The organism is Gilliamella sp. Bif1-4, assembly GCF_001690535.1.
Classification (GTDB): domain Bacteria; phylum Pseudomonadota; class Gammaproteobacteria; order Enterobacterales; family Orbaceae; genus Gilliamella; species Gilliamella bombi.
This window is the reverse complement of the sequence record NZ_LZHC01000078.1, coordinates 1-15,470: the sequence shown is the minus strand read 5'-3', so window position 1 is coordinate 15,470 and position 15,470 is coordinate 1. Positions and strand designations below refer to the sequence as shown.

Here is a 15,470-nt window from a genome sequence, read left to right as displayed (position 1 = left end):
GGTTGATTTACCCACACCTAGATGATTGGCAAGTTCGCTGATAGAAAGGTGTGCATTAGATAACGCATAATCCACTGATTGTTGTTTGAATTCGATATTAAATTTTTTGACCATGATATTTGTCTCTTATGATTTTTGTTTATACCATAGAGGCAACTTTTGTCCACTTTTTTGGCGAGGATCACTGTAACAAATATACATAAAAGCAAAGTTAACGTCCTATCAAAGATATGGGATATGGCGCCTATACCATAAATAAAGATAACCGTTACCGATTTGTTAAAATGTATAATAATCGCATAAACCAAAAATTCACTAAATCTAACTACCAATAAATGAATGCAAAATCAGAAAGAGTGATACGAACTTTAATGGAGATGTGGCATAATCAGCAAATATTTAAAGATTCAAAAGATAGGCAACAAAACTTAAGCGATTTATTAACTATTATAATACGGTTAAACTGCATAAAGCGATTTCTGGGAAAACACCTTATGAGTTTTTAGATGATTATTTTAATCATGAAGTGTAAACAACTCTGCGTTTTCTTTCAATAAAGATATTATAAAATTTATTTGTGGAGATTATTATGAGCCATATGTGGACATTTCAACGTGTTGGTGGGCTTGATCAAGTTGTATTTAAAAGTGCCAGAGATATTATCAATTTACCTGATTTAGATCCTAAATTATGGGTCGCTCTAAGTTGCCCAACAACAGGATTGGATTTTGATGAACGAACCTTATCTCTACTCGATTCAGATAATGACGGACGTATTCGCATACCTGATATTTTAGATGCCATTAGCTGGACTCAAGATAAAATTATTTCATTTGATAGTATTTTCAATACAAGTGAAACACTACCATTATCACAAATTAACTCATCGACTCCGCAAGGGAAAAAATTATCGGTGACCGCACAAAGCATTTTAGTTAGCTTGAATAAAAAAAATGTGGATTATTTAACACAAGATGATATACAACAATCAATAAAAATCAATGCTGACAAACTTTATAATGGTGATTTGATCTTTCCTGCATCAAGCGAATTGTCACCAAACATGCAAATGTTTATTACAACAGCAATCAAAACTACTGGTGCTCAAAAAGATATGAGTGGGCAAGATGGCATTGATCTAAACATAGCTACCACATTTGTCAACAACCTAAAAACCTGGTTAGAATGGCAAACCAAAATAGCCAACACCCAAACACCTTTCGGTGAAAATAGCACCGAAATTTGGAAGCTAATCCAACTATTAAAACCCAAAATTGATGATTATTTTTTACGAGTTGAATTAGCACAATACGCTCCGCAAGCCCAAGCAGCGCTCAATGTAGACGAAAAGTATATTGTACCAATCCAAAACGGATTACTATCTGAAGATGAATTAGCCGAATTACCGCTATCAAAAATCAGCACAACGAATACTCTTGATCTAGTCAATGGGCTAAATCCACTTTGGAAAGCTAAAATCAGCCGATTTAAGACATTAGTAGAATCATCATTATCTAATCCTGACCAACTAACACTGCAAGAATGGCAAAATATTCAACAAAGTTTACAAGCTTATACTGCACTTATTAACGCTAAACCCGAAGTGGTACAATTAACCGTTGAAATTGAGCCTTCGGCCAGTATAGATGATATTCCTATTAGCATCATTACCAACCTAGCTAACAATGATTTACTGACTGAATTTGAGCAAATGGTTGAACAAGATAATCAAACACCGATATCCGCATCAGATATTCTAGTGCTAGAAAAATTAGTCCTATTTCATAAACATCTTTACCGTTTGCTAGTTAACTTTGTCTCTTTTGCGGACTTTTTCCTACCAGAAACACGAGCTGCATTTCAACTTGGTAAACTCTACATTGATGGCCGCTGTGCGACACTTTGCGTTGCGGTCGATAATATTGCCAAACACGCAACCATGGCAAATTATTCTGAATTATGTTTACTTTATTGTGAATGCACTAGGCATGGAGAAAAACAGCTAATTGCAGCTGCAATGACAGCAGGACAAGGTGATTTATTGATTGAAGGTCGCAATGGTGTGTTTATTGATAATGAAGGTAACGATTGGGATGCTAATGTTGTTAAAATAATCACTAAGCCAATCAGCATCCAACAAGCAATTTGGGCTCCTTATCAACGTATGGGGCGTGTGATTACCGAACAAATTAACAAATGGGCAAGCAGCAAAGATACCGATGTCGAAAAATCAAGTGAACAAGCACTACAAAATCCAGCTAATAAATTTGATATTGGTAAAAGTGTAGGAATTTTTGCTGCAATTGGTTTAGCCATTGGCGCAATCGGAACAGCATTAGCCACAATATTCCAAGCCATTTTTGCGCTAGCTTGGTGGCAAGTACCTTTAGTTTTTATTGGGTTATTTCTAATTATTTCAGGTCCTTCTGTTATTTTAGCATGGTTAAAATTACGTCGAAGAACACTTGGACCATTACTAGAAGCATCTGGTTGGGCAATTAATGGGCAAGTCAAAATCAACTTAATGCTAGGAAGCTTGCTCACTAGCAAAGCCCAGCTCCCTACCAATGCAAAACGTAATTTGCGTGATCCAATGAAACAACGTCACAACAAACTAGTTATTATTTTTTGGTTAGCAATTTTACTTGGTGTTGGAGTTACAGGAAGCTGGCTATGGCATGAAGGTTACCTTGACCGCTATATCGAACAACACAATCAAGAACAACCCCAAAACAAAACTGACACAAATGCCAATATTGGTAAATAAAAGCAAAAAACCATTTCGCCGACAACCATCGGCGAAATGAAACAACCATTAATGCTGATAAACTGGCAAACGACGGCAAATTGCAAGCACCTTTTCTTTCACGGCTTGGATGTTTTGCTCGTCATCGATATTATCTAAAACATCACAAATCCAATTAGCTAAATCTCGCGATTCGGCTTCTTTAAAGCCTCGACGGGTAATAGCCGGCGTACCAATGCGCACACCAGATGTTACAAATGGACTTTGTGGATCTTTTGGTACACTATTTTTATTAACGGTAATATTAGCACTACCTAAAGCCGCATCAGCTTCTTTACCTGTGATATTTTTATCGACTAAATCAATTAAAAACAGATGATTTTGTGTTTCACCAGAAACTACTTTATAGCCACGTTGCAAAATCACCTCGACCATAGCTTTAGCGTTTTTCACCACTTGTTGTTGATAGATTTTATACTCAGGCTCCATCGCCTCTTTTAACGCAACTGCTTTAGCGGCAATTACATGCATTAAAGGACCACCTTGTGCTCCAGGAAAGACAGCCGAATTTAACTTTTTATATAATTCTTCACTACCACCTTTAGCCAAAATCAAACCGCCACGAGGACCACCTAAAGTTTTATGAGTTGTAGTAGTAACAACGTGTGCATAAGGAACAGGATTTGGATAAACACCTGCCGCAACTAGCCCTGCCACATGCGCCATATCCACAAATAAATAAGCACGCACACTATCGGCTATTTCACGCATACGTTGCCAATCCACCACCCCAGAATAAGCCGAAAATCCACCAATAATCATTTTAGGTTTAGATCCTTGGGCTGTTTTAGCCAACTTGTCATAATCAATACGCCCTGAATCATCAACTCCATAATCCACAACATGATAAAGTTTACCTGAAAAGTTAACGGGCGAACCGTGTGTTAAATGCCCTCCTTCAGACAGGTTCATACCTAAAACCGTATCGCCTGCATTTAAAAGCGCCATATAAACGGCAAAATTAGCTTGTGAACCTGAATGCGGTTGCACATTAGCATAATCAGCACCAAATAAAGCCTTAGCACGATCAATTGCTAATTTTTCAACAACATCAACATATTCACAACCACCATAATAACGTTTGCCAGGATAACCTTCAGCATATTTATTAGTAAGTTGTGAGCCTTGTGCTTGCATTACACGTGGACTGGTATAGTTTTCTGATGCGATCAGTTCAAGATGATGTTCTTGACGCTGTTCCTCACCTTTTATCGCATCCCACAGTTCTTTATCGTACTCGGCAATAGTCATATCTTTACTAAACATGTTGGATCCTTATCATCAATTATTTAGTTTGTCAGATTTTGCTTTATCGTTAGCAAAAATGGGCATTACACTCATATGGTTACTTAACAACCAAACGATTTCAATCTTTTTTTATGAGTTATAAGTAATATTAATACATTGCAATAAAAATAGTACTGTAACTTTTAAAAGAAATAACTCACATAAATAACATTGCTTAATAGCATCATTTGAACAATTCAAATCTAGTCATAAGAATACTGATTTTATTTAACATATAAAAAAAACAATAAAATCAATAATTTTATATAACCTGCTTTTGTAGGGTAACTGTATTGTTTTTTATAAAAAATAACTTATAAAAACCACTCAAGGTTATGTTGTCTGTTTTGTTTCGGCGTCTGAATGTGCCGACAACAGAGTGAGGTTAGCACGCCAAATAGGGATGTTTGGCGAGTTTGTGCTGCGTCTGACAAATTTGTCTAGAACAAATTTGACCATCTGAGCAAAGCAAAGATGGTCTCAAAAAGGCGAGTATCAGGATGATACGAGTAATCCCACAAACGGTACGTTAAGACCGAGCGACGGCGAAAGGGCGCCGTAGACACATTATGCGCTAAAGCGTTGGATTGCAAAAGGAGTTCGCTCTAATTCCCCTTGCTAGGACGTATTCACGATAGCTATTTTATTCCCCCAAAGGTCAATACGTCCGAAACCTTGCCGAACTAAAATAGACCACAGCTTTAAACCGCCACAGCGTAATACTGGACTACCTGCCACGCTTTCAGCGTCGGCGGCGGGGGCGGCGCTATTGTGGCTTTGCCACAATAGCGCAACCCTAAGGAAAACGCCCCAACTTACGCTGGGGCTTTATTCTTTGTTATATTATCCTCTCAAGCACCGTAACCCCCTTCCGCGCCCTAAGGATTAAGAACTAAACGCTAAAAGCTAAGGTGCGGTGCAAACGCCATAGCGGGAGGGGCTGGCACTGTTGACGTAGACGGTGCCGTAGCGCGAGGAGACACCGAACTGGTCGCTACCTGTAGCGTCGCTCGTCGAGTAGCCGTAGCTGGCGAAGCCCGCATCAGTGCCGTAGTTGAGCATGCTGCCCCACTCCGTGAAAAAGCCAGCGCCTATGTGACGCCTGTAACCATTCCAATCAGACAACGGCGTGGCGCCTAAATTATTATAGTTTGAATTGGTTAAATCTCTTACCCGTGGCATTCGATAACCCAAACTATTACACCATGCTAAATGGTCACTATGAAGTTGATATTGAGTCCCCCGATTGACGAACCACTGCCTTAATACAAATCCATAACGAACCTCATTACCACTTCTATCCCTTCCGACTAACTCAAAGGTTTGCGGTAAAGATGGACGTGTTAGTGAACTAGGATTACTTGAGTTTATTTGACCACTACTTGCCCTTGGACCATGCAACGTTACCCGTGTTACATATTTTGATTTATCCGTAATCCATTCATCAGCTTGGACAGCACTCCCACTTGGGGCTGTGAATGTTCCTGTTAGCGGCCTTCTCCAACTCACTGTTGCATTTAGACTACCACTTGTGTTAATTGTCCAACGCAACTGACTTGCGTCTACCCCAGCAATAAGCAAATCAAAATACAAGCCATCTAAACCAGTCGTTGGAAAATTTAAACCGTAAGATGATGGACTTGTTGACTGAACTAAAAAACCCTTAGTAGGACTCCATATATTAGATGGGCCTGCATAGAAGCTTGTACCTCCATTTAGATTCGGCCTGACTGCACAAATAACGGGCTGTGACGGTAAAGTGATATAATACTCCACTGTTCCTCCTCTAAACGTACTACTATTCGGCATGCCATAACGAGTCTCTAAAGTTCCCTCTGAACTATCTAAGGTTACCTTATAAGGTGCTTTACATATATCTAATGCATCACTACGATTAACGGTATTGCCATCTTTATCCTTTATTACTAACGATATACTTCCTGATGCAGTAACTTCACCTGCTCCCTGTCCATCCCCATCATCATCGCCCCATTTACCTTGTGTTACTAAGTCATTTATATTTATTGAGTCGCTTGATGGCGGGACTATCATTTCAATATCAGCAAAAGTATCCCCTACATTAGGTAACTTGATTAGCGCTGTCGATGATGAAGGATTATTTTGCGGTGTGAATGTTCGACCATCCGATAACTTAATACCTAATAATTCCCTTAGATCAGTCACTTTAGTAACACCGCCATCAATAGTTAAATAAGGTGCTGTGCCTTGAATGCGCTCAGAAGTCGTGGCCGATAATGCCTGCGATTCTAAAGAGTACGGCAATAACAACAACGGCGCTAATGCCAATGGAATTTTTGAAAATAGTTTTGTGGATAATTTCGAAAATAATTCGAGAGATAATTTCGAAAATATAAATAAGTTTCGAGTAAAAACTTGTCGAATAGGATTATTTGATAAATTTAAGACATAGGTTTGCCAGTCCTTGTGCCTTGTGCCTTGTGCCTAAAATGGTACTGCATTTCGTTTCACCTGTCAAGTAATATTTTGTTTTATTTGAATTTTTTATAATTATTTGCTTGTTTGATAAGCTCATTTTTCTGAAGCGATGAAAGTATAGCCGTTTAAGGGGTGATTGACTAGTTTTTTTGGCGGACTTTTTTGTAAAGAAATGTAAATAAATTTAAAGAAACATTTAGCACGATCAATTGTCAATTTTTCAACAACATCAACATATTCACAACCACTGTAATAACGTTTACCAGAATAACCTTCAGCATATTTATTGGTGAGTTACATGTTAACTCCTAGTTATTAATTACAACAAGCCTTAAACTTACCGCACATCACAGTGTAAAAAACAACACTAGTTACCCTTACTTAATCAGCGCTCAATTTCAATCTTTTTTTGGGTTATAAAAAATATTTATATATTGTTGAAAAGTAGTATTATGGATAAGATATGGAATACAAGACATATTGCTAAAATAATTAAAAATCTTATTTGGTTTATAATGCAACTTCATTTAGTCGTTAATACATTTGGTTCCGATTTACAACGTCGTTATGGCGAAAAAATCTATAAACTTACTTTACATGGTGGCTTTAGCTGTCCCAATCGAGATGGTACTATTGGTCAAGGTGGTTGTACTTTTTGTAATGTTGCCTCAATCATTGATGAATCTATTCAGGTTAAATCAATTTCTGAACAATTAACCTCGCAAGCCCAACAGATGAAAAAGTCTAAACGATACCTTGCTTATTTTCAGGCTTATACCAGCACCTACGCCGAGGTTGAAATTCTAAAAAATATGTATGAAGAAGCCCTGAATAGTGCGGATATTGTTGGGCTTTGTGTTGGTACTCGCCCTGATTGTGTTCCTGATGAAATACTTGATTTGCTTGCGCATTATCAATCCAATGGCTATGAAGTTTGGTTAGAACTTGGTTTACAAACTGCTCATAACAAAACCTTACACAATATTAATCGAGGGCATACTTTTGATGATTATTATCAAACCGTACAAAAGGCACGCAAATTTGGCATTAAGGTCTGTACTCACTTAATTATTGGTTTACCGAAAGAAACCAAACAAGATAACTTTATAACCCTTGAACGTGTGCTCGACTGTGGTGTGGACGGTTTAAAATTACACCCTTTACATATTGTTGAAGGTAGTATTATGGCAAAAGCGTGGCGGGCTGGGCGGCTTCCAGTATTATCATTAGATGAATATGTCGATATTGCTGGCGATATTATTCGCCAAACGCCAGCCAATATTTTGTATCATCGCATATCAGCTAATGCCAGAAAACCAACTCTACTCGCTCCTGATTGGTGTGAAAACCATTGGCAATCGATGAATGCCGTTGATCACAATTTACGCCTGTTTGGTGCTCAAGGTAGTGCTATTGGTGATAGTTACTTTTTTAAATCATAAGTGGATTTAATGATTATGAAAAAGGACATCCTTTCATTTATCCACTTCGCCTTTTTATTAATAATTATTAATTTATTTTCAACCAATAAATATGAATGGATGATTTTTACAGGTGATCCAGACAACCTTTGCACGTTACCATTAGGTGGAAGAAATAGTGAAGACGTTTTTCTTATCCTTACCATTCCCTTAATTTTGAGTTTATTTTTTATAAAAAATAGAAAAATAAGATATATCTATTTGTCCCTTGCTATTCTCTATTGTTTTTGGTCATTCTTTTTACGTTTTCAATGGTGCTAACAATTTCATTTAAAATTATTATAGTTTGAGAGATTATCAATAGCGTAACGCACTCACACTAAGAATAAAACCAAATTATAATGGTATAGACTCTTGAATTATTTTTACAAATGACAGTATGCTTATTCAACTGTCACTATGACCAAAATTTTCCAGCAAATTTTGGTCTATAAAAATCAAACTTTGCACCCAAATAAATACTAAGTATATAATACGCCTTTCAAACTTGAGACAATCTGCATGCAACTGGCTTTTTGTATTTATAAATATTTTCCTTTTGGTGGTTTGCAACGTGATTTTTTGCAAATAGCCAAAGCTTGTCAAAATCGAGGACATAATGTTCGTGTTTATGTCATGGATTGGCAAGGCGATGTACCTTGTGGGTTTGACATTATTTTGGTACCTAAAAAGGGCTTATCCAACCATAGTCGTAATCAATCTTATTACCATTGGGTGAAGGATCATTTACAAGTAAATCCTGTTGATTGTGTAGTTGGCTTTAATAAAATGCCTGATTTGGATGTTTATTTTGCAGGTGATACTTGTTATGCCGAAAAGGTTTCACAAAAGGGCTTTTTGTATAAATTGTCAAAACGCTGTAAGCATTATTTAGCTTTCGAAGATGCGGTATTTAATCAACATAGCCAAACCAAAGTTATGGTACTAACAAAACAGCAAATTAGTGATTTTGAGCGCCATTACCATACTGATCCATCACGCTTTTACCTATTGCCACCCGGTATTGCGCAAGATCGCCAATACAATTATGAGTCGCTAGCTAAAGGTAAGCAATTTAGGCAAGCCAATCAAATTGATGAACATAATTTTGTGATTGTGCAAATTGGATCAGATTTTAAGCGGAAGGGAGTAGATCGTTCTTTAACCGCCATTGCCGCACTACCTTGCGATTTAAAACAAAAAGTGACTTTTTTAGTAGTGGGGCAGGATAATCCCGAAGCTTATCAAAAACTGGCTAAGCAACTCGGCATTGAGTATCAAGTACGTTTTTTCGCAGGCCGTAATGATATCCCTGACTTTTTATTTGCGGCAAATTTGCTATTGCACCCAGCAAGACAAGAAGCAGCTGGTATGGTGCTTATTGAAGGGTTAGCCGCTGGGGTGCCGGTGATTGTGTCAAGCATTTCGGGCTATGCTTATCATATTGATGATGCCAATGCTGGGGTGATCCTTGCCGAGCCTTTTGTGCAAGCAGATCTCAATCAAGCGGTACAAAATGCCATCACAGATCACGATCAATTACTAGCTTGGCACAACAATGCAATACATTATGGTAAAACGACTGATTTATATCATTTAGCCCATCGTGCCGCAGATATTATTTTAGGTTGTGATCATTATGAATGAGTTGAAGTTAAAATCCCCTTTTGATGCTTTGTGGAAAAATAAAGATCCGTTTGCGGAAGTTGAGTTAATATCAGGCAAAGTCTATCGAGTGGTTAAGCAACGTAAGACGTTGAATTTTGAGCTTGGTGATGAATCGTATTTTATTAAAATTCATCGTGGTACAACCATTAAAGAGATTGTGAAGAATCTTATTTCGTTACGTTTACCTGTTTTAGATGCTAAGCAAGAGTGGGATGCGATCGAGCGTTTGGAGCAAGTTGGCGTTAATACGATGGACGGGCGAGCATTTGGTCGTAAGGGGCTAAATCCGCTGACTCGTCATTCGTTTATTGTGACAAGAGATCTTAACCCGACTGTGAGTTTAGAAGATTTTACCAAGCCATGGTTAACTAACCCACCTAGCTATCATATAAAGCGTTCTTTAGTTATTTATTTGGCAAAAATGGTGGCTCAAATGCATGCTGCTGGGGTTAATCATCGTGATTGTTATTTGTGTCACTTTTTGCTTGATATTCCGCTTTTTGAAAATCATCAGCAAATAAAATTATCGGTGATTGATTTACACCGTGCTCAGGTTCGTAAAACGGTTCCTGTGCGTTGGCGTGATAAAGATTTAATCGGGCTTTATTTTTCAACCATGAATATTGGGCTAACTGATCGTGATATTTGGCGTTTTTTGAAAGTGTATTTTAATCAACCTTTAAAAACGATTTTGCGCAATGAATCTAAGCTAATAGCTAGCACGCATCAAAAAGTTGAACGAATTCGTAAAAGGACAGAAAAGTATCATCTTTAACAATAAGGATACGCTATGTTTATTGAACAAATTGATATTTCCGGATTTAAAGGTATTAGTCAACTATCTTTAAAATTAAATGCAAGTTCTAGCGTACTAATGGGTGAAAATCGTTGGGGGCGGTCAAGTTTAATCAGCTCTTTGCAATTGTTATCACTGGATAACACGTTTTATCAATTTGTCGATTCCGATTTTTATCATGATCAATACCAATGTTATGGCGATAATATTATTATTAAAATCACTTATTGCCAATCACACTTACATGAATTAAATAATCAAGATTATCAACCATTACGCTCAGTTTCGTATCAATCACACCAAGATAATCTGCATCGAATCACTTATCAAATTTCTGCTCATAAACAAGATAACCAAATTATAACACAACATAAATTGCTCAATGCACAAGGCAATCCCTTTAATATAGAAAACGAAAAATTATTAATTGCAACATTAATCAAACTAAATCCAGTAATGACACTTAAAAACGCAATTAATCCTGAGAAATTAACTGTTACTAACGAACCATTATCCGAACACTACATTAGCCAACTTTCAAACCAACTAAAAGCCCATTCAGCCGAATTAACCCAAGATGAATTAGCTCGAGGCCTACAAGCCGCACGCTCATTATTAGAGTATTATTTTGTCGATCAAGCACACCGCAATCATTACAAACAAAAAAATTCCAAAAGTACACCAAGAACAGAAGATTGGAATGTTTTGGAACAAATTAATGGTGTATTGGATAATCTTGATAATGATTATTTACGAACTGTATTTTTAGGAATTTTCGGCTCTATTATTGATGCTAAAGGAAATTATTCACTTTCACAAAGTTCAATGCCTATTTTAATTTTAGAAGAGCCTGAAAGTTTGTTACATCCAATCATTTTATCAGTTGCATTTCGCTTACTAAAAAACTTCCCTACACAAAAAATTATCACGTCTAACTCAAGTGATCTGGTATCATTATTTTCATTAGAAAACCTTTATCGTTTAATTCGTCTGCCAGATAAAATTATTGCCAAATACATTGAACCTCATTCATTAAGCGTTAGTGATAGTCGCCGTATTGCGTTTCATATTCTTTATCGCCGATCAAATGCCTTATTTGCACGATGTTGGTTGTTAGTCGAGGGCGAAACCGAAGTGTGGTTGTTACGTGAACTAGCTGAACAAAGTGGTTATCATCTGAGTTCAGAGGGAGTTCAGCTTATTGAGTTTGCTCAGTGTGGTTTAAAACCGCTTATAAAATATGCCAATAAAATGGGAATTCATTGGTATGTAATTACTGATGGGGATATGGCGGGTAAAAAATATGCCGATACGGTAAAATCGTTATGTGGTGAAGATAAAAATCCTGATGATTACTTAACGGTTTTGCCTGCGCGAGACATTGAAAACTTTTTATTTAAACATGGTTTTAGTCATGTCTATAAACTTGCCGCTTATAATACAACACAGCATATTGATCTGCCTGTACATCAAATTATTCAAAAAGCAATTCATAAAAGTTCAAAACCTGATCTTGCGATTGCCATTTGTGATGATGCAAAATCACGTGGTATAAACGCTATACCGCGTTTGCTAATGGATACTTTTTCGAGAATTATTAGTTCATCTAAAGGGTTAGTTTAGATAATTACATTTTGAAAAATATTTAAAATAGCTATCAAGAAGATAAAACTATTCCGCCAATATAAATCGGCGGAATAAAATAAAAATTAATTCTATTTGGAGATTCGTTTATATTTAGCACGTTTAGGCTCTAATGCTTCAGCACCCAATGTGCGCTTTTTCCATTCTTCGTATTCGGTAAAGTTACCTTCAAAGAATTCAACATGACCTTCGTCTTGATAATCCAAAATATGGGTCGCAATACGATCTAAGAACCAACGGTCATGGGAAATCACTAAAGCACACCCCGGAAACTCTAATAATGCATTTTCAAGCGCGCGTAGCGTTTCAACATCTAAATCATTGGTTGGTTCATCAAGTAGTAATACATTACCACCCACTTGCAATAATTTAGCTAAATGTACACGACCACGTTCACCACCTGAAAGTTCACCTACACGCTTTTGCTGATCAACACCTTTAAAGTTAAAACGACCAACATAAGCACGACTTGGTATTTCAAAATTGCCAATACGCATAATATCTTGACCGTTTGAAATTTCGTCCCAAACTGTTTTTTTGTCGTCCATACTGTCACGGAACTGATCAACTGATGCAAGTTGCACTGTTTCACCCAAAGTAATCGTGCCTGAATCAGGTTGTTCTTTGCCTGATAGCATTCTAAATAGGGTTGATTTCCCTGCTCCATTTGGACCAATAATGCCAACAATTGCCCCTTTAGGAATACTAAAAGATAAGTTATCAATCAGCACACGATCGCCATACGATTTAGTTAGATTGCTTACTTCAATCACTTTATCGCCTAAACGCTGTCCAGCTGGAATAAAGAGCTCGTTAGTTTCGTTACGTTTTTGGTAATCATTACTGTTGAGTTCTTCAAAGCGAGCTAGGCGGGCTTTGCTTTTTGCTTGGCGCCCTTTCGGATTTTGTCGTACCCACTCGAGTTCTTTTTCGATCGATTTACGACGTGCCGATTCGGTCGAGGCTTCTTGTGTTAGGCGCTGATCTTTTTGTTCAAGCCAAGATGAGTAGTTGCCTTCCCATGGAATGCCTTCACCACGGTCAAGTTCTAAAATCCAACCTGCAACGTTGTCTAGGAAGTAGCGATCGTGAGTTACTGCAACAACCGTACCTTCGTAGTCATGTAAGAATCGTTCTAACCATGCTACCGATTCGGCATCTAAGTGGTTGGTCGGTTCATCCATTAATAACATATCAGGCTTTTCAAGTAATAATTGACAAATTGCTACTCGACGGCGTTCACCACCTGATAAATTTTCAATTTTCGCATCCCAATCTGGCAAACGTAGTGCGTCAGCGGCTCGCTCTAACTGGTTATCCAGATTGTGAGCATCTTGCAATTGAATAATGGCTTCAAGCTCTGCTTGTTCTTTGGCTAATTTGTCAAAATCGGCATCAGGATCAGCATAAGCGGCATATACTTCATCTAATCGAGCCAATGCTTGTTTAGCATCACCAACGGCTTGTTCTACAGCTTCGCGCACAGTTTGTTTAGGATCTAATTTCGGTTCTTGGGGTAAATAACCAATTTTAATATCAGGTTGTGGACGTGCTTCCCCTTCAATTTCGGTATCAACACCCGCCATAATGCGAAGTAACGTTGATTTACCTGCACCATTCAAACCCAGCACACCAATTTTTGCACCTGGAAAAAAACTTAAAGAAATATCTTTTAAAATATAGCGTTTAGGAGGAACAATCTTCCCTACGCGATTCATGGTATAAACATATTGCGCCATAAAACATCATCCGTTTAATTGATTAAAAATAGCAAAAAGTATTTGCTATATGACTAATGGCGTATATTGTAGCGATTCTTAGGATTGGGTCTAGGGTTATTTACAAGAATGCTCTAATTGCTTATACAATAATGTATCTTAAATACTGATAGAATTAAAAAATGGGAGATTATATTTGTTTAAGTCTAGTAAAAACATTTTATTTTTAAATATATTATCAATAAATTGCTAATTAAGAATATATACTAGAAATAGTTTTATATTACTTCCCAAAAAGCCGCAATATGTAATAATGTTAATAATACAGTGCGGTTATTTTAATGTAGGAAAACATCGAGTTGTTTACACTTCATCATTAAAATAATCCTCTAAAAACTCATAAGGCGTTTTCCCCAAAAATTGCTTTATGCGGTTTAACCGTATTATAATAGCTAATAAATAGTCAGTGATAAGGTGTTAATTTTGCTTTTTTATGTCTATTTATTACAGTTTTTTCGTAAATTACTGTAAACAATGCGAGTAAGTTCTATAATTAACTTACTCGTAATAACCTATGTAACTTCAAAAATTACAGAGTCAAACTATTTGCTGAACAGATAAACAAATTTAACTACGGCTTAACACAAGCAGCTCTGTATAGGTTAAAAGTTAATTCATAACCTAAATCCCCCCCCTAGATCGACTCGAATTGATTTTCCCTTGTATGTATCGATTGTCCAATACCAATCATAAGGATGCTTAGTTTCCCAGTCGTCAAGACCTAAATAGTGATTAGGATGATTAAACAAAGTTCCCCATTCATTAAATAGCCCGCCAATCCACTTGCCATTACCGCCGCGATAGCTTAATTGTCGGCGATAACCATTGATATTTCTTCCAGGAATACCTCCAGTCCAAATATCATCATTATTTGCATTAGTATAATCTGCAACACTCGGCATCCGATAACCAATTTGATTACAATAATCTTTTGTCTTACTCGCTGAAGCATTTATACCAACCCCTTGGGCTATATACCATCTTTCAATTTTAAAGCTATACAAAATGTTACTTTTGGCTCTATCTGAATAAAGTTTAAATGTAGAGGGGCTAAAATTTTTATTAGCGCTACTATTTGGAGGACCTTTCAATACTATCTTTAAAGCAACATCTTATGAGCCTTTTCCCCAACCCGGTGTTCGTGCAGATGATAAAGCTAAACTAACTCCACGCCCTGATTCAGGGAATACTCTAGCGCCATTAGCTGAGATAATCTCTTCGGGCGTTACGTTTGCTAATAATAAATAAAAATAAACATTATTTGTTCCTGTCGATGGGAAATTACGTTGTGGATTGTTTATATCTTGTGGAACAAATCCTTTTCCTTTTACCCAATCGGGACCATCTAAATCTTTATATACAGTATTATTACTGGAATCATTTGATAAATTAGGTTGAGCATAACAAACCAATGGCGCACTTGGTTCAAAATAATCGGGATTCGATATCTGATCCTCGCCAAAATATTAGACAGTGCCCGCCTCTATCATTTTTTCGTTTTGGTAATATTGTTGTTCATATTGTTCAGGTGATACCCAGCCATTGGCTGAATGACGGCGTATCCGATTATAATA

Annotated in this window: 11 protein-coding genes and 1 pseudogene; 6 read left to right on the top strand and 6 right to left on the bottom strand. The window is 37.0% G+C overall.

Annotation, left to right across the window (positions count from 1 at the left end):
• Window positions 1-589: 589 nt before the first annotated feature.
• The gene (locus tag A9G25_RS11610; RefSeq protein ID WP_065627037.1) at window positions 590-2,767 is read left to right on the top strand and encodes a phage holin family protein; all 2,178 of its coding nucleotides are present in this window, start codon (window positions 590-592) and stop codon (window positions 2,765-2,767) included.
• A gap of 48 nt (window positions 2,768-2,815) precedes the next feature.
• Here A9G25_RS11610 and glyA (A9G25_RS11605) read toward each other — a convergent pair whose 3' ends face one another.
• The 3 genes and pseudogenes from glyA (A9G25_RS11605) to glyA (A9G25_RS12465) all read right to left on the bottom strand — a co-directional run.
• Window positions 2,816-4,072, bottom strand: a complete 1,257-nt coding sequence (gene glyA, locus A9G25_RS11605; RefSeq protein ID WP_065627036.1) for a serine hydroxymethyltransferase — start codon at window positions 4,070-4,072, stop codon at window positions 2,816-2,818.
• Window positions 4,073-4,999: 927 nt separating this feature from the next.
• Window positions 5,000-6,400, bottom strand: a complete 1,401-nt coding sequence (locus tag A9G25_RS11600) for a hypothetical protein (RefSeq protein WP_141675103.1) — start codon at window positions 6,398-6,400, stop codon at window positions 5,000-5,002.
• 312 nt (window positions 6,401-6,712) lie between these two features.
• Window positions 6,713-6,844, bottom strand: a pseudogene (gene glyA, locus A9G25_RS12465) (serine hydroxymethyltransferase); the annotation flags it as partial.
• Between the two features lie 221 nt (window positions 6,845-7,065).
• On the opposite strand from glyA (A9G25_RS12465), the gene A9G25_RS11590 reads away from it, so the two are divergent.
• The 5 genes from A9G25_RS11590 (at window position 7,066) to A9G25_RS11570 (ending at window position 12,097) form a co-directional block, all read left to right on the top strand.
• Window positions 7,066-7,992 (top strand): TIGR01212 family radical SAM protein, encoded by a 927-nt coding sequence (locus tag A9G25_RS11590; protein ID WP_065627038.1) that lies wholly within the window; start codon window positions 7,066-7,068, stop codon window positions 7,990-7,992.
• Between the two features lie 9 nt (window positions 7,993-8,001).
• A complete protein-coding gene (locus A9G25_RS13465; RefSeq protein ID WP_081296742.1) occupies window positions 8,002-8,292 on the top strand; it encodes a YjeO family protein in 291 nt (96 codons plus the stop codon).
• A 240-nt stretch (window positions 8,293-8,532) separates the two neighbouring features.
• Window positions 8,533-9,657 (top strand): glycosyltransferase family 4 protein, encoded by a 1,125-nt coding sequence (locus A9G25_RS11580; RefSeq protein WP_065627033.1) that lies wholly within the window; start codon window positions 8,533-8,535, stop codon window positions 9,655-9,657.
• Complete coding sequence (gene rfaP, locus A9G25_RS11575; protein WP_065627032.1) at window positions 9,650-10,453, top strand: lipopolysaccharide core heptose(I) kinase RfaP; 804 nt, start codon at window positions 9,650-9,652, stop codon at window positions 10,451-10,453. The genes A9G25_RS11580 and rfaP overlap by 8 nt, the downstream gene beginning before the upstream one ends.
• 15 nt (window positions 10,454-10,468) lie before the next feature.
• Entirely contained in the window at window positions 10,469-12,097 is a 1,629-nt protein-coding gene (locus A9G25_RS11570; RefSeq protein WP_065627031.1) for a DUF2813 domain-containing protein, read from the top strand.
• 92 nt (window positions 12,098-12,189) lie between these two features.
• On the opposite strand, the gene ettA is transcribed toward A9G25_RS11570, so the two are convergent.
• The 3 genes from ettA to A9G25_RS11555 all read right to left on the bottom strand — a co-directional run bounded on the left by ettA (window position 12,190) and on the right by A9G25_RS11555 (window position 15,308).
• Window positions 12,190-13,857, bottom strand: coding sequence for an energy-dependent translational throttle protein EttA (gene ettA / locus A9G25_RS11565; protein ID WP_065627030.1), 1,668 nt, complete (start codon window positions 13,855-13,857; stop codon window positions 12,190-12,192).
• 653 nt (window positions 13,858-14,510) lie between these two features.
• The gene (locus A9G25_RS11560; protein ID WP_141675102.1) at window positions 14,511-14,900 is read right to left on the bottom strand and encodes a hypothetical protein; all 390 of its coding nucleotides are present in this window, start codon (window positions 14,898-14,900) and stop codon (window positions 14,511-14,513) included.
• A gap of 108 nt (window positions 14,901-15,008) precedes the next feature.
• A complete protein-coding gene (locus tag A9G25_RS11555; protein WP_065627028.1) occupies window positions 15,009-15,308 on the bottom strand; it encodes a hypothetical protein in 300 nt (99 codons plus the stop codon).
• Window positions 15,309-15,470 lie beyond the last annotated feature (162 nt).